Source organism: Mucilaginibacter sp., from assembly GCF_025359345.1.
In the GTDB taxonomy this organism is placed as follows: Bacteria; Bacteroidota; Bacteroidia; order Sphingobacteriales; family Sphingobacteriaceae; genus Mucilaginibacter.
This window is the reverse complement of record NZ_JANYGQ010000005.1, coordinates 233844-259221: the sequence shown is the minus strand read 5'-3', so window position 1 is coordinate 259221 and position 25378 is coordinate 233844. Positions and strand designations below refer to the sequence as shown.

Sequence of the window (25378 nt, the reverse complement as noted above, 5' to 3'; positions counted from 1 at the left end):
TGTTTACTTCTTTTTATTCAAAACATGGTCGGCGGCCAAAATCAAAAACAGGTAGTCGGATGTTCCGCCACCTAGCACGTATTCGCCTTGTTGCCACAGGTATGGCCAATTTAGCAGTTCCGGAAAGTCGGGCCTGATAAGTGCGGTGCCCGAAGTAATACCACCGGGAATATAGGAACGGTCGGCCCGGTTAAATCCATAAGCCGTAGTCATCGACCTGGATCCAACGCCCGATACAAAAGAAGCAGTATTAGATCCCGGATGACATCCCAAAATAAAATCGATAGCATGCAGCATATAAGTATCACTAAATACCGCAGGGAAACTGGCATACAAAAAATACTGGCGGTAACCAAAGTTTTGAATACCCCAACCGGCACCCCAAATGTTTGGCTCGTAGGGTACACCGTAAGGTGTTTTTGCGCCCTGGTCCTGTATGTGTTTGTACAGTTTTTTAACGGCTTCGGTAATGGCATCGGTATATGTTTTATTGTTAACCAGGCTAACGGTGCGGCCAACCAGCCAGCCTGTGTTATCAATGTTCCGGGTTATGGCGTCGGTATTTTTAACCAGGTAATCGGCGTAGGCTTTGTCTTTTGTGGTAATCAGCAATTCAACTGCCAATACTATCCGGTGCGACGGGATTTGGTCCGCCGATGTTTTCCAAACTTCTTCAGCAATTTGCAGGCATTGCGTAGCCAACGTGTCGTTATACCCTTTCATTACCCTGCTGGCTGCAGCCAGCGCCGAGGCTGTTTCCAGTGAACGCCTTGGGTTATCCTCAGTAAAAACCCAGCGATCGTCGGCAGGGGCGGGCTGGTTTAAAATAGGGTTGGTGTTAACAGCATTGGTTATAAATGGCTTGTTATCGGTTATGTTTGCTGCGTCGCCCAATATGGTGTATTGACGTATGGTAGGTTCAATTATTCCCCGGTAAAACCGGCCCATGGCCTGGTAGCCGCCTGTAATTGAAAGCAGGCCGTGCTCAATCTGTTGTAAAATATCGGGTTTGCCGTCCGGTTGGTGTATTTCCACCGTATGCGTGTTTTGATCGATAGTAGTATTATCATACTTCACATCAAATTCCTCGTAAGCCAGTGTTAACCCATGCACAGTTTCCGCCTGCGATTCTACACGTAAATCAAAATCACCGGCATCGTGCCACGCGCCGCGGTTTAAAAACGGTACGTTATCGCCTGGTTTATATTTATTTAGGGTGCTATGACCTTGTATATAACCGTCGAAATGGTTTGAGTCGATTGGCGCCATGCGGGCATCGTCCATGTGGCAAAGGCCATGCCATACCCGGTATTTTTCGTTCACACGCATGTGGCACATCTGCGCCGGCAAAAAGTAGGAGAGGGTAGGCTGCCACACATCGTTTTTGAAAACATCCGCACTCACCTGGAAGGGCTCTGTTTGGTAAGTGCCATAACGTACCACGTACATACCCGGCCGGGTTATTTTTGTAAAATCGAACTGTAAATAATGATACCTTAAAAAGTCGCCCCAAACGGTGGGAATTGTTTTCAAAGCCGTAACCAATCCGCCTTTTTCGTTAATACGCATCAGCGAGGCAGGCAGTAATTTTTTATCGTTTTTATCCAGTTCGATAACTGCAATTTTTTGCTGTGCAGGATGGTAACCTACCTGCGATACCTGCACCACCGGCGCCGACTGCCAGCCATCAACAGCGTTTGGCGTTACCAACCACTCGATAGCATTTTTTGAGGCTCCTTCTGCTACTAACGAGCGCACCACAAACCAGCCATTATTATGTTTTGCCCGGCCATCAAGCAGTTGCAGGCTACTTCCGGATAGATTTTCAATGGTCATGCGTTGCAAATCAGCTTCCGGAACAATAGTGAGCCTTTTGCCTTCGGCCATTGGCACTACCTGGGTTTCGCCATTGGCATCTTTATAAGTTTGTCCGTTTGGCTGCTGCGGAAAAATACCGAAGCTGTTATCCATATAATACGATTTGCCGAACAATGCGCCCGGGTAAAGCTCGAAATTGAAGCCCACTTTGCCAATCCATTCATCGGGCAACGGTTTATCCAAATCGACAATTATTTTGAATGACTTGCCCACCGGCAATATCCTGATGTTGTAGGCGAAGTTAAGGTCGGGGTAAATGATAGGGTTAAAGCCCTTGCGGTTAATATCAGGGTTCGGGAATTCCATCCGTACGCTTACCTCGCCGGTAGCCCGGTTAACCACCCGTTTTCCCACCTTTGGTATGGGCGACCATTGCCCGGGTGTGGGCTCCAGCCTGATGTCGCCATTGGTGGCAACACGCTGGCCGTTTTGAATAATGCCCACACCGCCCTGGTGCCCTTCAGGATAAAAATCATGCGCCAGCATTACGTTTATACCCTTGTATTCAAGGTATTCCTGCGCATTAAGCGTCATGGATTTTTGATCGGTCTTTACCTGGCTGAATGCAGAATTGATTGATAAAAAGCAGCAAATAATAAGGACGGTAAACGGAGATCTGAATATCATTACGAAGTTTTATATTGGTTTGAAATGAGGATAGTAAGCCAATATAAAATTAGTGATATAATAAAGGGTGAAGTAATAACAATTCATCAATGTATGATGGATTTTTGCATGGGGAAATAGATAAACTGAGCTAGGCCGATGTGTCAAATTTGACTTTTTTTTCGCCCTCTTTGCGCAAGCGCGGCAGCCGGTGAGCTGCATTTTTTTCTTAAATTTAATGAGATTGCCTTGAGCCGGTTAAGACTCAATACTTCTGACTCAAGACTATTGACTTAGTCAATGCACCACCGGTACCCTGAAATCCGTTTCCCGTAGCATGGTGATCAGTGTATCAATTTTTACCGGTTTGGCTATGTAATCGTTCATTCCTGCTTTTATACAAATTTCGCGGTCTTCCAGCATGGCATTGGCTGTCATGGCAATAATTACCGGTTGCTTTTTATGATACTTTCTTATCTGGCGGGTAGCTTCAAGGCCGTCCATTTCGGGCATTTGCACGTCCATTAAAATAAGGTCGTAATCATGCTCGTCAAGCATTTTAATAACCTCAATGCCGTTTACAGCCAAAGCTGCCTGGTAGCCCAGTTTCTCCAGCACCTTCAATATCATTTTTTGATTGATCGCATTATCTTCGGCAACCAAAATGTTTAATGGCTTTAATACCGCAAATTCTTTATTTAATGTATGCTGTGTACTAAACATCTGTTCGTGGCTAGCTGCCGACGGTTGAAATTGCCCAATAATAATTTTCTCGAGGTGCAGCGGTTTAACTGGTTTGGTTAACACTGCGGTAAACAAGCCCGGGTGATTTTTTTGTGCCTCGTCGCCCATCGAACTCAATAAGATAATGGGCATTTCTTTATGATTGCTACGGATGGCAGTGCCTAACATAATGCCGTCCATATCGGGCATTTGCATGTCTGTTATTACAAAGTCGACTTTCAGCCCATTTTCCAGTAAACGCATGGCTTCTATGCCATCCGGCGCCATTATTGGCACCAGTTGCCATTGTTCCAGTTGAAGTCGTAAAATACGCCTGTTGGTGCCATTATCATCCACAACTAACACTTTTTTACCTTTTATCGCTTCACGGTTTGTTGTTTGAACGCTTGTGTTTTTATCGTGGTTTACCAAACACTTTATGGTAAATTTAAACGTTGTGCCAACATCAGGGCTGCTCGTAACTATTATATCGCCGCCCATAAGGTTTACCAATCTTTGGCAAATAGCAAGGCCCAGGCCCGAGCCACCATATTTACGCGTGGTTGATGAATCTACCTGCGAAAATGCTTCAAAAAGCTTTGGTAACTTATCGGCAGGTATGCCAATGCCGGTATCGCGAAGTTCAAATTCAAGTTCTACTTCGTCAGCCTTTAGCCGCCTTACAAGTTTTACACCAAGGTATATCTCGCCATGATGGGTAAACTTCATGGCATTTCCTAAAAGGTTTAGCAACACCTGGCGCAGCCGCATGCCATCGCCGATTAGATCAAGCGGTAAACCCGGTTCGACATAATAAATTAAATCGAGCCCAAGTTCGGCGGCTTTTCCAGAAAACAAGTCGAGCACCTCTTCCATGCAATTCCGTAAATCGAAATTATGGAGGTCAAGCTCCATCTTGCCCGATTCAATTTTAGAAAAATCGAGTATGTCATTAATAACGTTCAGCAAGGCTTCACCGCTGTGTAATATGGTCTGTGAAAATTCACGTTGTTCAGCATCAAGGTTGGTTTCATTTAAAAGTGCCGCCATACCCAATACGCCGTTCATGGGGGTGCGTATCTCGTGGCTCATGGTTGCCAAAAACACGCTTTTGGCCTGGTTGGCTTGTGTCGCTTCAATGCTTGCCTTTTCTGCTGCTTCCCTGGCTTTTTCGGCTTCTTCGCGCGATTTACGTTCATCCTCTGTCATCCGGGCCAGTAATACAGTACGCTCTTCAACCTGCTTTTCCAGCTCCAGCTGGCGTTGCTGAATAGCTTTTACTCTCAGTTTAAATATCCCGTATATAATGGCAACCACCGCCACGCAAACCAATGAAATAAACCACCATGTGTACCAAAACGGAGGAATGATAGTTATCCGCAGCGTATCTTTTACCGGCGACCACAGGCCCGCGCTGTTTTGATATCTTAATTTAAACACATAGTCGCCTGGGGGGAGGTTGGTGTATGATGCGGTTGTTTTGGTGCCAACAAAATTCCAGTCGGCGTCAAAATTCTCCAGTTTATAGGCGTATTGCTTTTTGTCTGTCGCCCCATAATCAAGTGCGGCGTACTCCAGCGAGAAAACTGACTGTTTGTAGGATAAAATTATAGATTTTGTATCAGCAATATCACGTTTTAAAGGTGATGGGTCGCTGCCGTTTTTTGCAATGGTTAGCGGCTTGTTAAATAATTGGAACGAGGTTATTACTACCGGTGAAAATGCAATCGGTTTTAATATTTGCTGTGGATAAAACGCGTTAAAGCCGTTAATGCCGCCAAAATACAACCTGCCATCCTGCGCTTTTAACGCCGAGTGTGGCTTAAATTCATCGCTCTGTATACCATCTTCAGTGGTGTAATTTCTGAATGAATTTGTTTTAGGATCGTAAGCCGATAAACCGCCGTTGGTGCTTATCCAAAATTTGCCATAATCATCCAGTTGTATAGCATAGGTAATATCGCTCGGCAGACCTTCTTTTTTTGTAAAAACGGTAAAATGTCGTGTTCTGGGGTTAAAGACATCTAACCCCGATAGTGTAGACAACCATAAGTTACCATCTCTATCCTCAAAAATATCAGTTACGCCATTATTGCTGAGGCTGTTTTTCGTCTCATCATGCTGAAAATGGGTAAATGTGCCTGTTTTACGGTCGAGTAAGTCAAGGCCGGCATCTGATGTGCCTATCCATAAATTGCCCTGCCTATCCTCATGCAAACTGTAGATATAATTGCTGCTTATCCCTTTGGGGTTGTTGATATCAAGTTTATAATGAGTGAAACTTTTTGTTTGCTTATCATAACAATCCAGCCCACCACCAAAAACGCTTATCCACGTTTTATTATCGCGGGTGTGTATCATGTTGTACACGTTATTTCCGAGCAAGCTATTAGGATTAGCCGGATTTTTGGTTAGGTAAGTAAACTTTTGCGTTTTTTTATTTAAAATGCTGATTCCATTGCCCCAGGTGCCTACCCAAATATCGCCGTCACGGTCCTGGTTAATAACCAGCACATAATTACCTGCTATGCCACCTGAAACACCTGGTACTTGCTTATAGTGGCTGAATGTGCCATTGTTGGGGTCGAATTTATTTAAGCCGCCACCATCGGTACCTACCCAGATCTGTTTTTCCGTGTCCTGGAAAATTGCCAGCACATAATCGTTCGACAAACTTGCAGGGGAGGAGTTATGTCGATAAAGTGTAAAGCTGGCTGTGGTTTTTTTGTACAAATTTACGCCTCCGCTAAACGCCCCCAGCCACATGTTGCCCTGTCTGTCGCTGCAAATACCGTAAATTGAATTGCCATTAATGCTGTTGTTGTCAACCTCGTCGTGCGTATAAGTGGCAAAGCGGCCTGTTTTTGTATCGAGGATGCAAAGTCCGCCATTTTCAGTGCCTATCCACAATTTGCCATCAGCGTCTTTATTTAAACAGTAAATGGTGTTGCTTGATATGGAATTTGCGTCCTTGTCATCGTGCTTGTATTGTTTAAAAGCTTTAGTGGTTTTATTAAACAAAAAAAGGCCGTCGTCTTGCGTACCTACCCAAAGTTCATTATTATTATTTTCGATGATGGAGATAACGTTGGCCGCCAGAGTAGTTTTGCCTGATGGCTCCCTAAATGGAAAATTGGCAAATGAATTGTCGGATCGGTTGTATAGACTCAGGCCCCCCGACAGCGTACCAACCCAAATCCGGTGGCCCGAATCTTCAAACACTGTACGAACATTATCATCCGCCAGGCTGCCGGCATCTGCCTTATTGTGTATATGATGCTGAAAAGTCTTTGTATGGATATCAAAGCAATCCAGGCCCCCGTTTTGCGTTGCTATCCAAAGTTTGCCGTTATGGTCGAACGCCAGCCGGTTGAGTATATTATTTGTCAGGCTATTGAGGTTATGTGCACTATGCATGTAACGCACAAAGGTGCCCATGTTACGGTTGTACATATTCAGGCCGCTTTGGGTAGCTACCCATATGTTGCCGTCGCTGTCTTCCGCAACGTCAGTAATCATGTTATTGCTTAGGGTCTGCTCGTTTTTGGCGTCGTAACGAAACCGGGTGAATTTATAACCATCGTATTTGTTTAACCCATTGCGGCTGCCAATCCACATAAAACCACGGCTATCCTGTATAATACAGTTGATATTGGCTTGCGACAAGCCATCCCGGGTACTGAAATGTTCGAATTTAAGACTCGATTTTTGCGTAAAACCTGTCTGAGGGAAAAATAAAAACAGCAAAAACAACACACACACAAACGTTTTCACTATGCCGAAGCCTTTCACCATTTAACTGAATTAAAAGAAGGTTAATGCTTACCGGGGAATAAGCATTTATTGGTATAATATTGATTAATGCCTTTTACGTAACGGGAACGGAAAGGTTATGTTTTTGTTACATCAGATGAAAGTATAAATAAGAGACACTGAAGTAATTACGCAATTTGAATGGCGGCGTTGCTAATGTTAATCACTTCGTCCAATATTCCCCAACTTTCAGCCTAAATCCACCATTTGAATGGTGATTTTAATTTGCTAATTTCGCAGCTTCATAGCACACGTCCGTGTGCATTGTGATAAGGTTTAGGTTAAAACCCCCGAGCAGCGAGTGTAAGGGGGTTTTTATTTTATTATTATCCAGGCGCATACTTGCTTATTATTTTCTCAAATAATAAATTGCAGTTTGCAGATTTTGAGCAGGTGACCGCACATCTTTCAACGCGTACCGACTTTATGTTTCTGTTTTATTTTATATCTTACAGTGGTCTTTATTATTGCGCATATTTAATTGCAGAAAAAAAGCAAAATGACTATTTTTAATATTTTATAGATTGAAATTGAACGCTATGCATAAACTTCAAAAATTGCTGGTGAGCCCTTCGCGCGTATACGGTTGGAGTATTATTGGTTTCCTGGTGATACTATGTGCAGGTATCCCCATTTTAAATTTCGATAATAAAGGGCAGGTGCCATTTACCCATTTTTTTATTGTGTTTGCTGTTTATATGGTTGTATTATTTGCACTCAGCATACTTACTACTATAGTTTACTGGGCTTGGTTCAAAAAATATTGGTACATTAATTTAGCTTTAGCTGCAAGTTCGGTTTACGTGATTGATTTGTACCTGCTGGGCGGTCTGCTAGCCGGCGAATAAACATTTTGTTAACATTTGGCATTAAGTGTTCGGCAAAAGCCGTATTTTTAAATAAAAATACAGGCCCCGCTTATCATGCCTAACGAAAAACAACTATCCCCTAAAGAAAAAAAAGAGCTAAGCTACACCGAAAAAGTTTGGTATACGGTTGGCATCGTTGCGGTGGTAGCTATAGTGATACTGATAGCAAGGGTGGCTTTCGGGGTGTTACTGTTGGCGCTGGCCGGTTGTCTTATCTCAGTTTACTTTCATGGCCTCGGCGATGTTATTCAGCGGAAAACAAAGTGGCGCCGCGGCATTTGTATGCTTATTTCCATAGCCGGGTCATTTATAATTTTAGGTTTTTTGTTGTGGTTTATGGGCAGCAAAATCCAGGCCCAGGTGTCTGAACTGAGTGATACCTTACCGCATACCATCAGTAATGCCAAACTAAAGCTTGCCGAAACACCGTTGGGCCGTAAGGTATTAGAAGCCACATCAGGTGGAAACCCTGATAAGCTAGTCGCTACGGCCAGCCAGTTTTTCAGCACCAGTTTTGGTATACTGGGCAACATGTATATCATCTTGTTTTTGGGGATTTTTTTTACCGCAAGCCCATCGCTTTACAAAGATGGTTTAATATTGCTCATCCCGCCCAATCAAAAGGATTTAGCCCGCAACATCATCAACCGCACCAGTTTGTCGCTTAAAGGATGGTTAAAGGGTACTATGATATCAATGGTGTTATTGAGTATTTTGATGCCCATAGGATTAAGCATTATGAATATACCACTGGCGCTGGTACTTGGCCTTTTGGCAGGGTTACTGGTAATTGTACCAAACTTCGGTTCGCTGGCGGCAATGATACCCGGCGTGCTGCTGGCCCTTACCATAGGTACTGATACTGCCATTATTGTAGCGCTAATTTACATCGGCGTGCAAACGCTTGTGCAAAATATTATCGCGCCTATTATCCAGAAAAAGATGATAAATATGCCGCCGGCATTAACAATTATCGGGCAGCTGGTTATGGGGGTGCTGGGTGGAGCAATGGGGATAATTATGGCAATGCCGGCCCTTGCTGTAATGATGATTTTTGTTGATGAGATTTACGTGAAGCGAATTAACCCGGAGTGAGGAGTCGTAAGTCCGGAGTCGAAAGTCTTCAAATTGCTTTTGACTTGAGACTAACGACTTTCGACTCAAGCCTTCCACACCAATTACATCCTTAACCGTAGTGAAACTGACCTGCCAAGGGCCTGTACAAGGTCAGGATCCAACGATTTTTGCTCGTCTTTTTGAACCCAAACGCGTTGGTCATTTTTTATCAAAGCAATCTTTTCTCCATTTACAATCAATTGCAATTCAGTGGTATACTGGTTAATTATCTTGCTGTCTATTATTTGATAAACGTAGTCCTGGTCGTTATAAGTTATTCGCAGTGGCAATCCCATATTCTAATCCTCGGCAGTAAAGATAAATTTTAATTGCTATTATCTTGAAATTATCACAATGAATATTTGGGTTGCAGGGGGAAGAATGAGAAAACAGGGTTAATTTCCGGTGCCCGGGCGGCTTGTTCCAACTTGTTCAAACATGTACAAGCCCTGAATTGCTTTCCGCCATACAATCGCCTTAATTTGATAAATAAAACTAACCTGATTAATGGAAACACTTATCAAAACCGGTCGCATTTTTTATGGCATAATGATAGCCTGCCTGGGCGCGCAACAAATCCCTTATGCCGACTTCAGACCGGTAATATTCCCTCCGTGGCTGGCAACGATGCCCGACCTGGCAGCTCTGGCTTATCTTTCAAGCGCTTTACTAATACTTTGCGGACTTGCCATTATCTTTCAAAAAAAGGTGCGTGAGGTGTCGCTGGTTTTAGGCGGAGTATTTTTATTATTAATATTATTTGCCCAGGTGCCGTTCGAGTTGATAAAAGACCCATATTACAAACATTTGGGTGTATGGAGCAATCCGTTAAAAGAGCTGGTGTTTGCAGGTGGGGCGTTTGCAGTTGCTGGTATCTACCCGCCAGGCAATAAGGAGGGGAAGTTGCTGCAGGTTTTGGACAAGTTTATTCCATTGGCCGGAACTTTTATGTCGATAACCATGATATTATTTGGTGTCGATCACTTTCTTTATGTAGATTTTGTGGTGAAATTGATGCCGGCATGGATACCCGGCCCGGTGTTCTGGACTTATTTCGCCGGTGTAGCGCTTATCGGGTCGGGCATTACCATTATATTGAAAATTAAATTGAAATTATCTGCCATCCTGCTGGGCGTAATGATATTCCTGTGGTTTATTTTGTTGCACATCCCACGCGCAATTGCCGACCCTTATGGCATGCAGGGGAACGAACTGACAAGCGTATTTGAGGCCCTTGGCTTTAGCGGGATTGCTTTTATGGTTGCAGGTGGATACGATAGCTGGAAAGTCACAAAGTAGCGTGATGCCTGTTGAATTACTATTTATCAGATTACGAGAATACCCCGCGTAAAAAATAAAATATAAAAAGACAATCCTATAACAAGGAAAAGTACGATCCAGGCAAAGAGCTGTTACCTAACGATAAAATAAGTTTAATTTATTCTGCCTTTTTTTCAGTGTGGCTAACGTAGTAAAATACGATGCCAACGAATGTGAAGATGATGCCAACAAATAATGGCCACTTAGCTGTCATGCCGCTGCCGCCTATGGTCATAGAGTCAGAATCAACCGGGTTAACTACATCTTTGTAGTAAACTATTAAACCGATAGTGATAATAATGCCAATTACAATAAGAAATACGCTAACTATTTTCATAATACTTTTTGCTAACAAGGCTGCCCGGCAGCGGCGGTAAAGTTAGGATTATTTTGAATAAATTTTACGTCGATTTGTTAATTTGAAAATTTGAAGATGCGGACTGCGTTTTTTTAAATCTTCATTTTTCAAATCGTTAAATTAAGCCCACCTTAAAATCACCACATCATCGAATTTTCAAATCATTCCACGAAACTAATAAAGCCAGGATACGTATACATAGCCAATTAATTTAGATGGCTATGTATACGCACCCCGAAATTGTAGAGATCTTAAATGGCAGCGGCCCGGAGTTTTTTACCCCGAATGCCGTAATGTTGCAGAATGCGGCAACCATTTTAAATTATATCGACGATATTAACCTGGAGCGCACCGGCAAATTTGAACAAACCCCCGCCGAAAGCCTGTACCTTTTATGGGCAGCCGAAGACTTGGAATTTCACCTGGAGTGCCTGTATGATGGCCGTATACTGTATACCTTTCGCAAAGGCGGTTACGGCAGGGGTAACGGCTGTGTCAGCATCGATAAGTTTATCCCTATACTACAGGATTACCTGCTAATGAGCATTTGGTAACTAATATTTTACACCCGCGGCAATTTTATATTTCCATTGTTTACACAATCGGCCTAAATTAGGTAACTGAAAGTCGCACTTGTTACTTAACCATATTAGCCTTGCTGTTACGGCGTTTTACACTCTTTTTTATTTTGCTACTGCCTGTATTTTGCTGTTTTGCACAGCAGGGAACAGAGCCTGTAAACGGGCACACACTAGCTGATACATCTGCCGCCCGCCTCAAAAATTGTTTAACAGCATATTTCAAAAAGTACCCTTCCGAAAAAGTATTTGTGCACACTAACCAGGATGTGTACGCCAGCGGTGAAACTATTTGGTATAAAGTTTATGCTATGGCTTATGGTAAGCCAACGGCCCTTAGCCATATTGTTTACCTGCAGCTTACTGATACTGCCGGCAATGTTATTATGCAAAATAAGCTGCATCTAACTAATGGTATTACACATGGTAATCTCGATATCAATCAGCAACTAAAGTCTGGCTGGTACCGGCTAAGCGCATTTACAGCATGGATGATGAATTTTGACAGGGACGGGTATTATCAGCAAAAAATATTCATAAAAAATCTTACCGATTCAACCAGTATCCAGCTAAAACAAACTGTTGTCAAAAAAAAATTGCACGTTGATTTTTACCCGGAAGGCGGGGAAATAATAAACGATAACATGTCGAATATAGCGTTTCGAGCCTATGACAGCGATGGCGCGGCTGTGAACGCCGCCGGGGTTGTTACCGATAATACAGGTACAACTGTAGCGCAGTTTAATACGGTTCACGACGGTATGGGGCAGTTTACTATCAATGCGTTTGCCAACAGTACCTACACGGCATCGGTTCAGTTTGCCGATGGTAGCACCCAACAGTTTGAATTGCCGCCCGTAAAAGAAAATGGTATTTGTCTTCGTGCGAGCCAAAACCAAAATACTGTAGCGCTTAAAATTGCCTATGTGGGACCGCCTTTAAAGTTTGCAAATTGTGTGCTTGTCGCCTTTCAAAACAACGGAGCTGTAAGTTCGTATCCTTTAAAGTTAAAGAGGGGCGCCAACCTGTTTAATTTACCTAAAGCCGGGTTTGTAACAGGGATATTAAGGTTAACTATTTTTGATGGTGACAAAATTCCCTGCGCCGAGCGTATAGTTTTTATAAATAAGCACGATATACAGCCCACGGCGATAAAGCCGGATACACTTTCATTTGCTCCGGGAGCTTATAATTCATTCTCGACGGCACTGAAAGACGAAAAGGGCCAACCTGTAAACGGCAGCTTTTCGGTATCGGTTACTGATGCAGGAGCTTTTGATAAAACTGCCGCAGGGCAAAATATATTTTCGGCTTTGCTGCTTAGCCCCGAACTTAACGGCGAGGTGAATACCCCCGGTTATTATTTTAAGAACTCAAGCGACTCTTTGGCCCGGCAGCTTGATTTAGTAATGCTTACCCGCGGCTGGCGGCATTTTGTTTGGCAGAAAATATTAAGTGGCTCCAGCGAGGCTATAAAATATCCTGTAGAAAATTCGCAGTACGTCGCCGGTAAGATAACGGGTTACAAATCGCCGGGGGCCTTAAAAGATAAAAGCCAGGTAAAAATACTGGTGATGAACCAGGATTCGTCCAAATTTATTGGTTATGTAACCCCTGATAGCAGCGGCAGCTTTATAATGAAAGATTTTAATCATGCGGGTTTATCGGATGTTTATATCCAGTCGACGGATAAAAAAAATCAACCTGAAAAGTTAACAGGTAAGTTATTTGGAAACATTGGCGATAGTTTGAAACGGGCAAAGACCGATAGATTTGCGCCGGAAGCACCGCCTGGAATAAGCATCTATTACATTGCAGGTTCAAAAGCCGAAGAAAATACACGTTTTAAAAACAACGTTATTATACTAAGAACGGTAAAGATAAAATCTACTAAAACCACACCCACGGAGAAACTCGTTGACGATCATGTATCTCCGCTCTTTCATTCAAACCGGGAGTTTACTTTGGATCTGGTAAACAATCCAACGCTTAATATCGGCCTGGTTAATTATATACGGGGACGATTTCCGGGGTTACAAATCATTGGGGATAACACCCAAACAGTTTTTTTATACCGGGGAGGCAACAGCCTGCCGATGCCAAAAAGCCTGCCGATGTAACCGAAAGCACCGGCATGCAGGCCGAAATGGGTATTGGCGCTGATAAAAGCCTGCTGCCTTATTTTTATCTTAACGAGGTGCCGGTAGATTTTACAGATGTTAAAGATATAAACCTGGAGGAAGTGGCCATGATCAGGTTTTTACCCCCGCCGGTAAGTTTTGCACCTTTTAATGGCGGCAATGCGGGTGCAATGATGATTTATACAAAAAAACAAGCGGACGAAATAAAAGCGATGAAGGGAATGGCTGGTTACGACCATTTTATTTTTAACGGGTACAGCATTTCCCGTGAATTTAGCGCCCCGGATTATAGCAAGTCAGGTTTCGGTAAAACCACAGATAGCCGCGCCGCATTATATTGGAACCACGACATCGGAACCAATAGCAGTGGCGTTTTAAAATTCCGTTTTTACAATTCAGGCCGGGCTAAAAAGTTTCGGATTATTCTGCAGGGAATGGACGCGGAAGGCCGGTTGATTTATGTGGAGCAAGTGTTATGAAGGTTGCTTATTTCGTATTCCATTTAAACCATTTTATTCCCAATACAGCACAAACCACGGCATAACCTAACGTCACCAATAATGCAATTGACGCGTTATTGTTCCATTTGGATGGCTCCATTCCAAACGCGAGTATAGTCCTTACAGTTCCATATGGCGACCATTGAACAATTTGTTTTACCTCCGGGCTGTCAACAAACTGTCCCATCATACCGCCCATAATAAATAAAAAATAAACCAGCCTCACTGTGGCATTTACAGTTTCCGGGTTTTTTATGCGGCCCACTATCATCTGGCCAAGACTAAGGTACAAAACACCTCCAACAACAGCTGTAAAATAGGTAACCAAGTAGCCAGCAGGGCTAAGGGAAACCTTGTCATACGAGTTACCTACTATAAAAACGGCTGTGGTAACTGCAAGTATCATAGCAATTTGTACTGTCAGTCGGCTCGCCATAATTGACCATGCCGAAATAGGCGCAACCCGTAATCGCTGGAAGATGCCTTTATCGCGGTCGCGGGCTATTGAATTTGAATAACCCATTAACCCGATTGCTATCAACCCTATGACAATGCTGTTTGAAAGTACAAACGGTCCGCCAGTGTGCGGTATCATAACCTTCCAGGTTGCCAGTATTATCACCGGCACAACAAGGGTTAATATTGTTGCCCGCCTATTTCGCCATTGCGTGGTAAAATCTGCCCGTAACAAGGTTTTTAATACGGTTGAGGTTTTGGGTATCGAAGTTTCCATGAGGAATTAATTGGTGAATCAAAGATTTTTTGTTTATTGATTGAATTACCCGCGTACGGCTTTACCGGTCAATGCGATAAAAACATCTTCCAGGGTTACACGGCCCCGGCGCGATACAGCAATAACTTCCGGGTCGTTGCAATGCTTGTCGACCATGGCTTGCGGAGTGTCAATTGCTATAACACGCCCGTGGTCAATGATGGCTATACGGTCGCAAACCGATTCGGCTTCTTCCATCGAGTGCGTGGTGATCAATACGGCATGGCCTTTATCGCGGATGGCTTCTATGCGCTCCCACAGTTGCCGGCGCGATTGCGGATCTAACCCTGTAGTTGGCTCGTCGAGCAATACCAGTTTTGGATTATGAATGGTGGCGATCACCAACGATACTCTTTGCTGCTGCCCGCCAGAAAGCTCCCCGAATTTCTTCATCGCCTGGTCTTCCAGGTTAATCTCGCGAAGGATACCCAGCAAGTCGGCTTTCCTCATAGGCACACCGTAAATACCGGCATAAAGCCGCAAAACCTCTATCACGTACAATTCGGTTTGAAAGCTGGTGGATTGCAATTGCACACCTAACGATGCACGAGCATGTAATGGTTTGGCTACCGCATCGTTCCCGTCGACTAAAATAGTGCCGCCTTGTGGTTTTAGCAATCCTTCAACCGCGCTTAAGGTGCTGGTTTTCCCGGCGCCGTTTGGCCCTAGTAAACCAAATATTTCGCCCCTGCGCACGCTGAATGATACGTTTTGTACTGCATTAAATTTACCATAGCTAACGCTAAGGTCGTCAACCGTTAATATGTTGTCCTCTCTCATTTAAAATAAATTCAGGCATGCAAGCTAATAAAATTACAGCGGTTTGGCATCTGCTTTAATTTCCTCCGGCTCGGCCTCCACTTCGCGCTCAACGGTAATGGTGCATTCGGTAACTATGGCGGCCAAAGCGCCAACGGCGGCAAACATGGGCGCAATTAGTACACCAAAAACGCCTACAGTTAAGGGGAAGTTCAGCAGGTCTTTCCCCATTTTATCGCTGATGATAATCCTTGTTACGTTACCTTCTTTTATCAGTTCCTTTATTTTCGCCATCAGCGATTCGCTGTTGATGGAGAATGTTTCTTTTGTGGTCATCTTAATTTATAATTTAAAGGTGAGGTTTTAAATTTTATATACTTTGGAGACAGTTAGCTATCAGAATGTTACATGGAAAGTTAAAATAATTGTAGCAAACTTTTGTAGAGACGCAATACTTTACGTGTCAGAACAAGGCGTTAGTCTCCAACCTTAAACCCGCCCACAATACCATCCATTCCCACCCAAACCGGATGTTTATAATCCTGCGGCGAAATCTCGATTAATAAAGCAGTGCGGTTAATAGCCGCATACCTGCGCACATGTATCCGTCCGTTTAAAACCAAAGTTTGCTTATTTAAAAAGTTAATGGTGCTTATTTTAACTTCATAGGTATCAATATCTGCGTTCGACGCCTCTGTCTTTGTTACCTGTATTTGCGTAAAGTCGCGGTTGCCGGTAGGGCTTTCCTTTTGATTGGTGAAGTATAACCCGGTATAATATTGGGTAAGATATTTCTTCAAGGAATCCTGGTTAATAACAGGCGCCCCTTCAACAAACCAAACAAAGCTGTACGACCAATAGTCCTCGCTTTTATTGTCGCCCCAGCCGGGTGTAAAGCGGATTTCTTCCATACCCTTAAAAGGAATCGAGGGTGCAAATTCAATAGGGAACGGTATTTTTTCCTTGCCCCATTTTTCGGGCTGTGGCAGGGTGTATCCCGGTGGCTGGCAATATATTTTGCCGGTAAAAAGTAAAAAACAGAATAGCAACAGCGCTTGTTTCATAATGGTATGAAATTACAATATAATTGTAATAGCAGCCGGCTTGCCGGCATTAATTTATGTTAAAACCATTTTTATGATAGCAAGAATGTGGCACGGCATGGTGCCCAGAACTAGGGCCAAAGCCTACCACCAGTTTTTATTACAAACAGGCCTGCACGATTATGGCCAAACGAAAGGCAACCGCGGTGTATTTTTGCTAAAACGCGATGAGAACGAAGTAACCCACATTTACACGCTAACCTTTTGGGACGACTATGAGTCGATAAAGCTGTTTGCCGGGGACGATTATGAAAAGGCCCGTATTACCCCGAGGACAAGGATTACTTGCTCGAGTTTGAACCTATGGTTTCGCATTTTGATGTTTTAGAGAAACCTGCATACCTGGAACAGCATGGTGCGGCGCATTAGCAGATATTTTTTATTGCTTCTCTGGTTTCCATTCCCAAACCTGCACTGCTTGCGGTGCGGTATTTGCTTTGCCCTCTCCGTCCACCTGTGTTACCTTCTGCACAAATAAGTCCAACACCTTTTTGTCCTTCCAAAGTTCGGTATCATAAGTCGGTTCCCATTCGCCAACCGGTGCCGGGTTCAAGTCCACTGTTCGCCAATTGTCAGTTGTAAGATTATAATTAGCAGCCACCGAAACTCTATTGCCACGTTCAGCATCGCGAAAAATTAAAGCAGCAGCGGTAGCCTTGCCATGTTGCCAGGCCACAATTTGCGGGCGCGATATGGGGATACTTTTAGTGCCGCCGCCGCTCAGGCTAAATGCCGTTTTACGAAAACCAAGGCTTTTGCTTCGCCACTTACCGTTGGCGTTATAAACTATATGATACTGCGGCACAGCCCGTCCCGAATCGCGCCAGTAAGTCGCAATAAATGGATGGCCCGCATCATCAGTACACATAGATGTTTGGTTAATCAGCTCGCTTTTTTGCGGGATGATAGCTGCATATTCTGCATTGGCAGCAGTAATCGGCAGCGTGTACTTTTCACCGGTTGATTTTCCCCAGGTAATGCCGCCATCTTTTGAGCGGGCGTAACACATATCATGGTTGCTGGCCACATCAGGGCTTTCGCGCCACACCCACGAGAGGTGGATGATGCCCTGTTTGTCAACTGCCATTTGCCAGTAGGCATTGCGTTTCCCTTCACCATCAATAAGGTTACTTTGAATTTGCGTCCATTTTTTGGTAGCGGTGTTATACTTGTTAATTACAAGGTTGCCATTACCCGACGCGCCATCGCGGTAAAGGAATAATAAACCACCTTTTGTTAGCTTATAAAACTCGGGGTAAGTAATATGGCTTTCATTGGCGCCAGTCATTGGCATTTTGGCTGACAATGTTAAACTACCCGGCGCAATACCCATAGCATAGTTTAGTGGCTGGTTATGGTGTCCCCAAACCACGTGCAAATAACCAGCGTCATCAACCATAATGCAAATATCTTTATGGGCATCGGCGGCATCGCCTTTGTATTGGGTACGGGTGGTTTGCCAGCTGGTCGCACCGCTTTGCCTCTTAGCCAGTATAACAAATTGGCCGCTATCATAATAGGCGGCGTACTGTATCCCTTTAAAAGTTACCAGCGAATTTTTACGAAAGATTACAGCATTTACAGAATTGTTTGCCCAGCCTTTGCCTATAGGGGTAATTTTGATGTGTTGGGCGTGGGCATAAAACGCCGATGCTAACAGGAGGAGTAGATAAAAGTAGCGGAGGCATTTTGGCATAATGTCAAACTTACGAAGTTTAACTCGTGTTATTTGTTTTCAATAGGCCTTGTTGAGGGCTTTGCCGTTTAGAAACTTCGTAAGTTATGAGGTGTTACAATTTCACTCCCCGTAAAAATGCACCAATATCCATTTGCTTTTTACCTTCCAACTGCACTTCGGTTAAGTACACATAACCATCCTGTGCGGCAAATTTAAGGTAGGTCTTGTTGTCGGTTAAAAAGCCACCGGGCTGTATGCCGGGTTCGACAATTTCAAATTCAGACCGGTATATTTTTAATATCTTGTCGTTCAGCAAGGTGTATGCAGCGGGATAGGGGCTAAGTCCGCGTATTTTGTTGTAGATGCTTTCAGCGGGTTGCATCCAGTCTATCAGGCAATCTTCTTTAAATATTTTAGGTGCATGTTTTAACTCAACACCGTCACCGTCAAGCAACGCCGACTGAAGGTGCACATTGTACCTGCCGCTTTCAATACCTTTTACAGTTTTTACCAGCAGGCCTGCCCCTTTATTCATCAGGCGGTCGTGCAATTCACCTGCTGTTTCATGGCCTGTTAGTGTTACCTTTTCGGTAAACAATACATTCCCGGTATCAATTTCGTGCGACAAGAAAAACGTGGTAACCCCACTTTCTTTTTCGCCATTAATCAGCACCCAGTTAATAGGCGCGGCGCCGCGGTATTGTGGTAATAATGATGCATGCAGGTTAATGGTTCCGCGGTACGGCATGTTCCAAACCACCTCGGGCAGCATCCGGAAGGCCACTACAACCTGCAATTCTGCCTTAAGCGATCTTAATTTCTCTAAAAATTCAGGGTCTCTCAGCTTTTCAGGCTGCAATACTTTTATTCCGTTTTCAACCGCATATTGCTTCACCGCCGACTCACTCAGCTTTTTACCCCGGCCGGCAGGTTTGTCCGGTGCGGTAACCACCGCAACAATATCACACCCTGCCTTTATCAGGGCATCTAACGATGCTACCGCAAACTCGGGCGTACCCATAAAAATTATTCTCATAAGCAATTAAAACGCTGACCTCTAAAGTTAGCAATAAAAATGCACCCCTGCTAATAATCCCGCAAAAATTAAATACAATTGTTAGCAATTTTACACTATGTAATATTGGAAGGTTGGGGTAACCTGCAGTTATCTTAACCACCTGTCAGTATGGAAAATACATCCTGCCGTAACACAAACCCAGGTAGTCTTTCTAAAGAAATTATTCTCATGGTTCAATTGCTATAAGCGGGTAGGCTTACTGACTATAGGATTTTTTGTAGCTTAACAAATTAAAGAAGATTGGGGGGAGTGCTGCTACCAACACCATCAATACCCGAGCGTTTATTTCGTCGATAGCTCTATGAAGTGTACTATCTGAATTAGAAACTAAAATGTAGCCTAACAGAGGAACAGTATAAATGGCGGCTATCAGCAGGAGTAAAAATATAATAGGTATTTTCGCGGCTTTTAGTCTAAACAGAAATCCGTCTTTTTGATTTTGATCTGCTGTTAACTTGTTTTTGATCAGAGCGGCTATTGAAAATTGCAATAAACAAAACACCAAAATCAACCCAAAGCAGTCCATTACTATGTTATCATTTTTTAATGCGTTTAGCATGATTTAAACTAATTTTTATTTCAATCGCCAATATTTTTATCGGGTTCGTAACACTGAATTTGAAATGGAATGTCCGACATTTCCAACTTACGGATAAATCAAATACTTAGCCCTCATCGTTTTATACCTGGTTAAGCCCGGTTCCCAACTGGCGCGTATTTCAGCCTCAGTTTTTCCTGCTTCTATTTGTTTACGCAAATCGGTGGTGCCGGTGAGTTTGGTAAAGTAGGCATTAAAAAAATGGTCTTTATCCGGCAGGGCCTTGTACAATTCAAGCAACCAGGCAAGGTTTAGTTTGCCGCTGGTGTAAATGATGTTGGTGTCGTAATTTTTTAGGTTGATGCCGTAGCAGGTTTTGTTTTTTTGCGGCGGGTCTTCGCTCATACCTTTAATGCTGATCGGTGTAAACGAATAGTTGTATTTGCCTGCCAGTGCCGGATGCCCCAGTTGCAAAAACGGCGACATGGTACCCCGACCCAAACTAAAGGTTGTCCCCTCAAATAAACAGACCGAAGGATAAAGCAAAATTGATTTGGCTGTATTTAAGTTTGGCGAAGGGTTAATAGGCAAGGTATAAGGGGTTTTGTGGGCATAGTTGGCCACTTTAATAATTTTCAGCTTACATTGTTCATGGTTTTTAAGCCAGCCTTCGCCATTCAGCATTTGGGCGTACTCGGCGGTAGTAAGACCGTGCACAATGGGGATGGGGTTCATGCCGACAAACGAATGATAAGCGGTATCCAATATCGGTCCGTCAACATAAAAACCGTTGGGGTTGGGCCTGTCCAATATCATCAGCTCGATGTTATTTTCGGCGCAGGCTTCCATTACATATTGCAGGGTACTCAGGTAGGTGTAAAACCGCGCGCCAACATCCTGTATGTCATAAATCATCAAATCAATCCCCGCCAAATCTTCTGTAGTAGGCTTGTAGTGTTTGTTGCCATAAATGGATATCACTGGCAAACCGCTTTTTGCATCAATGCTGTTATTTACATCGGCACCATTGCTGGCGTCGCCCCTGAAACCATGTTCGGGTCCGTATATTTTTTTTACGGTGATGCCGAGTTTAAGCAGCGTATCAAGGCTAAGCGTTTTGTTTTTGCCGATAACCGAGGTTTGATTAATAACCATCCCAACGTTTTTGCCGCGCAGGTAATTGATGTACAAGGCTGTTTGGTCAGCGCCGGTTATAATTGCCGGTTTGTTCGCCCGTGTTCCATCAATATTTCGTGGCGTCGTTGCCGCGCACGATAACGAGCAGGCAATGATGAAGATTTGTATTAAGACAGATATTTTTTTCATAGGTAGATTTTTTAACCACAGAGAGCACAGAGAAATCACAGAGAGAACAGAGAAAAATTTGTATGGTTTCAAGTATTAGCTATTCCTCTTTTTTAATCTCTGTTACTCCATGCCTCCTTTGCGACCTCCGTGGTGAAACTAACCCGCAAGTTGTTTCAATAAATATAATTACTGCTTTTTAACCACAAAACCGCATATTTGCGAAGGTACAAAAAATCCATTTGCATTGAGTTTCGCCTATTTTATAGCCAATCGTATAACGTTTAAATCAAAGCGCACATTTTCAAAATTAATTGTGCGCATTGCCATAATTGGCATTATGCTGGGTTTAGGGGTTATGATACTTACGCTGGCTATTGTGCGCGGCTTTAAAGATGAGATACGGGAGAAAATCCGTGGCTTCTCGGGCGATATCCAGGTAGTAAAATTCGACTTAAACAACTCATACGAAAACTCACCCTTCGCAGCCGATGATAAATTTGCAAAAAAAGCTAAAACACTTAATGATATCAGCACCATTGCGCCCTTTGCCATTAAGCCGGGCATTATAAAAACGCAAAGCGAAATTGAGGGTGTGGTGCTTAAAGGTGTTGATAAAAACTACAACTGGGCGTTTTTCGGCAAAAACCTGGTCAGCGGCAAGGTGATAGATTTTGCCGATACCACAAAGTCCAAACAACAGCTCCTTATTTCGCAGGTTACCGCCAACAGGCTGCAACTTAAAGTTGGCGATAAAATAAAGATGTTTTTTGTGCAGGAATCCATGCGCTGGCGTCCTTTTACCATCAGGGGTATTTTTAGCACAGGTATTGAGGAGGTAGACAAAACCTATGTGATTGGCGACCTTGCCCTGATTAACCGCCTTAACAGCTGGAAACCCGGTGAAATTGGTGGCTACGAAATACAGGTTAATAATTTTGATGACATCAATGAGTCGGCAAACGCCATTGATAATGTACTACCCCAGCATTTAAAAACGGTCACAGTAGTAGAAAATTACGCGGTTATTTTCGGCTGGCTTGATTTGCTCGACGGGAATACGACGGTAGTATTAACACTGATGATTTTGGTTGCGGTGATAAATATGATATCGGCCCTGCTGATTATGATTGTAGAACGCACCCCGATGATTGGCATATTGAAGGCCATGGGAGCCAATAACTGGGCTATCCAAAAAGTATTTCTTTACAACGCGCTTTACCTTATCGGACTGGGTATGTTATACGGCAATTTGTTTGGTTTCGGAATAGGCCTGTTCCAATCCTATACCCACTTTTTTAAACTCGACCAGGCATCATACTACATGAGTTTTGTACCCGTTCAGTTTAACTGGGTCGAAATCCTGCTGCTAAATGCAGGTACGCTAATCGTTTGCCTGCTGGTAATGCTAATACCATCAATGCTGGTAACCCGTATTGAGCCAGTGAAAGCGATACAGTTTAAGTGATGTTAGAGATTGGTTAATTTAAAAATTTCGCAATCGGCATTCCGAACTCCGCGTTCCTTAATTCAACCTGTAACTTACCCCAAACCTCATCAACTCACTGTGGGCTTCAAAATTCGCATCGCCAATTATATTCCCCCGGTAATTGGTGAGCCCGCGCGCGTATGATGCGGTAAGGCCAAACCTGTTATAAATAAGCGCTGCACCAAATTTAAGCCGCGCATCGGTAGGTGCTTTATCATGCTTTAACCCGGTTTGTACCGTGGTGTTATTGCCGTCGCTTGTGGTTGCCTTGCCGTTTTCGTAGGTGCTTAGCGCAAATCCCAAATCAATGCCAGGCATTAAATCAAGCTTCATTTTTTTCAGGCCGATGCGATAGCCAACGTATGGGCTCACATTTATGAATTTGTTTTTTAAATAAGTTTCGCCCTTTGCTGCAACTGGCGGTGCCTGTACAAAATTAGCCCCGGGCAGGTAATCATATGAGATGTTGTAAAGCAAAATTCCGTTGATATCAACCTTGCTTTTCATTTCCTCATAACCCGCCTGTACCCCGGCAATAAAGCCGCATTCGCTTACAAACTGCCCCTGTAAACTACCACCATAACCAAACCCGCTTTTGCTGCCATAGGGGCTGTTTGTATGGTTGGGTGTGTTGGGCGGCCCCTGTTGTATATACGACTCCGCCGTTGCCGTTTTACCGGCATAACGAAAGAACCCTGAGTTTGCCTGTACCGAAAACTCTATTTTTTGCGCATAAACACCAGTCAGAATGAAAAAAAATGATAAGGTTAAGGTAAATGCTTTCATTTATGCGATGATAGGAAATTAAACTTAAGGTTTACGCCTCCGGCGCCAAAGCGCAGGTCCTGCGAGCCCATGCCGGCAAGCGGATATTTTAAAAACGGCTCAATAATCAGCCTGTTTTTGCCAAACGGATAACCTACCCCAAAGGCGACATTTAGCGTTTTGGCGAAATAAAAACTATTAAAACTGTTTCCGGTAGTTTGATCCCTGGTGGCCTGTAAGGATGACGACAGGAACGATGGGTAGTTATACTTGTACGAATACGATTCATTAATAAAAGTGCCGGAGCTTAATCCCAGTGAAATGTAAGCATCGGATTTGTCGGGACTGATCTCGTATTTTAAATTTACAGGCACATCAAGCCCTACCAGGCTGGCATTATAGTTTTTAACCGTTGGTGTTGAGGCTGCAGTAATATTTGCAGCCTGCACGCCATATGACGAAGGTGTAGTTAAATTGCTTTTTGCGGATGCCAAAGCCGTTGGGAAGCCACCATAACTCATGGAGTTTTGGGCAATAGAGATACCGGTTACCACTTTTAAATTTTTGCTTATTTTTATATCCGATGTTACCCCTGCGCCCAAATTAACCTGGTTGTCGCTCCCTTTTGAGTAATTGAAATAAGTACCCGCGTACACCCCGAATTTTACTTTTTTATCGGGCACATCGGCATCTTTTTTATCCGGCTGCTTTCCTTTGTCGTTGGCAAACATGTCCATAATAGTTTTGCCAGGTTGTTTTTGCTGCGCGGTAACCGTGGCAGGTGTTTTTGCTGCATTTGGACTGTTTACCGGCACATCAGGAGTTGCCAAAGTGTTTGCTGCCGGATTTTTCGGTAATGCCGCAACCGCAGGGGTATTGCTAGGCACAGCTACATTACCGGGTATTTGCTGTAAATTGGCTGGTTTTTTGGCCAGCTGGTTAACAATATTTTGATTAGTCGCATTATTAGGCGAAACAGCAGGTTTAACCAAGGCCGCCTGGTTGTTGCTGTCGGGCTTAGTATGGTTACGCCTGTTAACGGCCATGTTATTGAACTTGCCGGCTGCCTTGTTGTGAACGGCGGGGGCGGCGTTATCCGCCGTGTCTTTCGCTACTTTTCTAATCGCTAAATTCTCGTGCTTTGGCTGCTGAGTTACCTTTTTTACAATTTCATCTTTTGGCTGGATGTGTTTTCTGTTCATCCAAAGCCCAATACCTAAAAATGCGAGTAAAATTGCGGCAGCACTCCACCATAGCCAGATGATGCCGCGCCGCTTCCTCTGCGCCGGAAACTTTTCCCGCAGCAGCAGCCAACCCTCATCGGCAGTTGTGTCCTCGTAGTTGTCGAACACTTCCCGTATGCGGTTCTTTAAGTCGTTATCCAACTGATCGTCCATGGTTATGTGTTTCTGCTCGTAATAAATTCCTTAATTTTTCTTTAGCCCTGCTCAGGTAAACCCTCGATGAGCTTTCGGGTATAGTCAGTATTTTTGAAATCTCGTCATGACTATAACCATCTACTTCGTATAAATTGAAAATGGTGAGTTGAATGGGCGGCAGTTGCTGCATCAGCTTTAAAATGTCCTGCACATTTAAATTTTCAATTGCGCTTATACCGTTGCCAATAGGCATTGCATTTTCAATTTCAACATGCAACTGAAATTTCAATTCCTTTCTGCGGCGGTCAATAGCGGTATTAACTATTATAGTACGCAGCCATGCTTTAAAAGGCCTGTCGCTGCTATAGTTTTTTATGCTGTTAAATACTTTTATAAAAGCGTCATTTACAACCTCTAAGGCATCATCGCGATTAATGCTGTAGCGCAAGCTAATACCCATGGCATAGCCGTAAAACTGCTTGTATAGCAATTCCTGGTACTTTAAGCTGCCTGTTTTGCACTTGCCAATTATTTGGTCTTCAGCAATGCCGCGCGGTTGATGCATTAAATATGTTTAATTCAGCTCAAATTTATTGTTAATTTATACCCA

Annotated in this window: 23 protein-coding genes; 8 read left to right on the top strand and 15 right to left on the bottom strand. The window is 43.6% G+C overall.

Features of this window, described 5'->3' with window-relative positions; genetic code table 11:
• Positions 1–3: 3 nt before the first annotated feature.
• Positions 4–2505 carry a glycoside hydrolase family 9 protein gene (locus Q0R52_RS02955; RefSeq protein WP_295791960.1) on the bottom strand — a complete coding sequence of 834 codons (2502 nt, stop codon included), beginning with the start codon at positions 2503–2505 and terminating at the stop codon, positions 4–6.
• Between the two features lie 276 nt (positions 2506–2781).
• Complete coding sequence (locus tag Q0R52_RS02950; RefSeq protein ID WP_295791958.1) at positions 2782–7002, bottom strand: hybrid sensor histidine kinase/response regulator; 4221 nt, start codon at positions 7000–7002, stop codon at positions 2782–2784.
• A 557-nt stretch (positions 7003–7559) separates the two neighbouring features.
• Between Q0R52_RS02950 and Q0R52_RS02945 the strand changes: the two genes are divergently transcribed.
• Both Q0R52_RS02945 and Q0R52_RS02940 read left to right on the top strand, forming a co-directional pair.
• Positions 7560–7868 (top strand): hypothetical protein, encoded by a 309-nt coding sequence (locus tag Q0R52_RS02945; protein ID WP_295791956.1) that lies wholly within the window; start codon positions 7560–7562, stop codon positions 7866–7868.
• A 75-nt stretch (positions 7869–7943) separates the two neighbouring features.
• Entirely contained in the window at positions 7944–8984 is a 1041-nt protein-coding gene (locus tag Q0R52_RS02940; protein WP_252793058.1) for an AI-2E family transporter, read from the top strand.
• An 83-nt stretch (positions 8985–9067) separates the two neighbouring features.
• Here Q0R52_RS02940 and Q0R52_RS02935 read toward each other — a convergent pair whose 3' ends face one another.
• Positions 9068–9301 (bottom strand): hypothetical protein, encoded by a 234-nt coding sequence (locus tag Q0R52_RS02935; protein WP_252793059.1) that lies wholly within the window; start codon positions 9299–9301, stop codon positions 9068–9070.
• A 211-nt stretch (positions 9302–9512) separates the two neighbouring features.
• Between Q0R52_RS02935 and Q0R52_RS02930 the strand changes: the two genes are divergently transcribed.
• Positions 9513–10304 (top strand): hypothetical protein, encoded by a 792-nt coding sequence (locus Q0R52_RS02930; protein WP_295791953.1) that lies wholly within the window; start codon positions 9513–9515, stop codon positions 10302–10304.
• A gap of 139 nt (positions 10305–10443) precedes the next feature.
• Here Q0R52_RS02930 and Q0R52_RS02925 read toward each other — a convergent pair whose 3' ends face one another.
• Positions 10444–10662, bottom strand: a complete 219-nt coding sequence (locus Q0R52_RS02925; protein ID WP_252793061.1) for a hypothetical protein — start codon at positions 10660–10662, stop codon at positions 10444–10446.
• A 242-nt stretch (positions 10663–10904) separates the two neighbouring features.
• Here Q0R52_RS02925 and Q0R52_RS02920 point away from each other — a divergent pair, with 242 nt between their 5' ends.
• The 3 genes from Q0R52_RS02920 (at position 10905) to Q0R52_RS02910 (ending at position 13881) form a co-directional block, all read left to right on the top strand.
• On the top strand, positions 10905–11237 hold the full coding sequence (locus Q0R52_RS02920) for a hypothetical protein (RefSeq protein ID WP_295791950.1): 333 nt from the start codon (positions 10905–10907) through the stop codon (positions 11235–11237).
• A 134-nt stretch (positions 11238–11371) separates the two neighbouring features.
• Complete coding sequence (locus Q0R52_RS02915) at positions 11372–13381, top strand: hypothetical protein (protein WP_295791948.1); 2010 nt, start codon at positions 11372–11374, stop codon at positions 13379–13381.
• A 14-nt stretch (positions 13382–13395) separates the two neighbouring features.
• Positions 13396–13881, top strand: a complete 486-nt coding sequence (locus tag Q0R52_RS02910) for a hypothetical protein (protein WP_295791946.1) — start codon at positions 13396–13398, stop codon at positions 13879–13881.
• Between the two features lie 7 nt (positions 13882–13888).
• On the opposite strand, the gene Q0R52_RS02905 is transcribed toward Q0R52_RS02910, so the two are convergent.
• The 4 genes from Q0R52_RS02905 to Q0R52_RS02890 all read right to left on the bottom strand — a co-directional run bounded on the left by Q0R52_RS02905 (position 13889) and on the right by Q0R52_RS02890 (position 16497).
• A complete protein-coding gene (locus tag Q0R52_RS02905) occupies positions 13889–14635 on the bottom strand; it encodes an ABC transporter permease (protein ID WP_295791944.1) in 747 nt (248 codons plus the stop codon).
• A 45-nt stretch (positions 14636–14680) separates the two neighbouring features.
• Positions 14681–15454 (bottom strand): ABC transporter ATP-binding protein, encoded by a 774-nt coding sequence (locus tag Q0R52_RS02900; RefSeq protein WP_295791942.1) that lies wholly within the window; start codon positions 15452–15454, stop codon positions 14681–14683.
• A 33-nt stretch (positions 15455–15487) separates the two neighbouring features.
• On the bottom strand, positions 15488–15769 hold the full coding sequence (locus Q0R52_RS02895) for a DUF4342 domain-containing protein (RefSeq protein WP_295791940.1): 282 nt from the start codon (positions 15767–15769) through the stop codon (positions 15488–15490).
• A 140-nt stretch (positions 15770–15909) separates the two neighbouring features.
• On the bottom strand, positions 15910–16497 hold the full coding sequence (locus tag Q0R52_RS02890) for a hypothetical protein (protein ID WP_295791938.1): 588 nt from the start codon (positions 16495–16497) through the stop codon (positions 15910–15912).
• A gap of 73 nt (positions 16498–16570) precedes the next feature.
• On the opposite strand from Q0R52_RS02890, the gene Q0R52_RS02885 reads away from it, so the two are divergent.
• On the top strand, positions 16571–16864 hold the full coding sequence (locus Q0R52_RS02885) for a hypothetical protein (RefSeq protein WP_295791936.1): 294 nt from the start codon (positions 16571–16573) through the stop codon (positions 16862–16864).
• A 51-nt stretch (positions 16865–16915) separates the two neighbouring features.
• On the opposite strand, the gene Q0R52_RS02880 is transcribed toward Q0R52_RS02885, so the two are convergent.
• The 4 genes from Q0R52_RS02880 to Q0R52_RS02865 form a co-directional block, all read right to left on the bottom strand.
• Entirely contained in the window at positions 16916–18232 is a 1317-nt protein-coding gene (locus Q0R52_RS02880; protein ID WP_295791934.1) for a BNR repeat-containing protein, read from the bottom strand.
• 94 nt (positions 18233–18326) lie between these two features.
• Positions 18327–19250 (bottom strand): methionyl-tRNA formyltransferase, encoded by a 924-nt coding sequence (fmt, locus tag Q0R52_RS02875; protein WP_295791931.1) that lies wholly within the window; start codon positions 19248–19250, stop codon positions 18327–18329.
• A 238-nt stretch (positions 19251–19488) separates the two neighbouring features.
• Entirely contained in the window at positions 19489–19851 is a 363-nt protein-coding gene (locus Q0R52_RS02870) for a hypothetical protein (protein WP_295791929.1), read from the bottom strand.
• A gap of 87 nt (positions 19852–19938) precedes the next feature.
• On the bottom strand, positions 19939–21156 hold the full coding sequence (locus Q0R52_RS02865; protein ID WP_295791927.1) for a DUF1343 domain-containing protein: 1218 nt from the start codon (positions 21154–21156) through the stop codon (positions 19939–19941).
• 226 nt (positions 21157–21382) lie between these two features.
• On the opposite strand from Q0R52_RS02865, the gene Q0R52_RS02860 reads away from it, so the two are divergent.
• Positions 21383–22603, top strand: coding sequence for an FtsX-like permease family protein (locus tag Q0R52_RS02860; RefSeq protein WP_295791924.1), 1221 nt, complete (start codon positions 21383–21385; stop codon positions 22601–22603).
• 57 nt (positions 22604–22660) lie between these two features.
• Here Q0R52_RS02860 and Q0R52_RS02855 read toward each other — a convergent pair whose 3' ends face one another.
• The 3 genes from Q0R52_RS02855 to Q0R52_RS02845 are packed head-to-tail and all read right to left on the bottom strand — an operon-like array spanning position 22661 to position 25333.
• Positions 22661–23410, bottom strand: coding sequence for an outer membrane beta-barrel protein (locus Q0R52_RS02855; protein ID WP_295791922.1), 750 nt, complete (start codon positions 23408–23410; stop codon positions 22661–22663).
• Positions 23407–24786, bottom strand: a complete 1380-nt coding sequence (locus Q0R52_RS02850) for a hypothetical protein (protein WP_295791920.1) — start codon at positions 24784–24786, stop codon at positions 23407–23409. Before Q0R52_RS02850 ends, Q0R52_RS02855 begins: the two co-directional genes overlap by 4 nt.
• Positions 24767–25333 (bottom strand): RNA polymerase sigma factor, encoded by a 567-nt coding sequence (locus Q0R52_RS02845; RefSeq protein WP_295791918.1) that lies wholly within the window; start codon positions 25331–25333, stop codon positions 24767–24769. The genes Q0R52_RS02850 and Q0R52_RS02845 overlap by 20 nt, the downstream gene beginning before the upstream one ends.
• Positions 25334–25378: the final 45 nt, after the last annotated feature.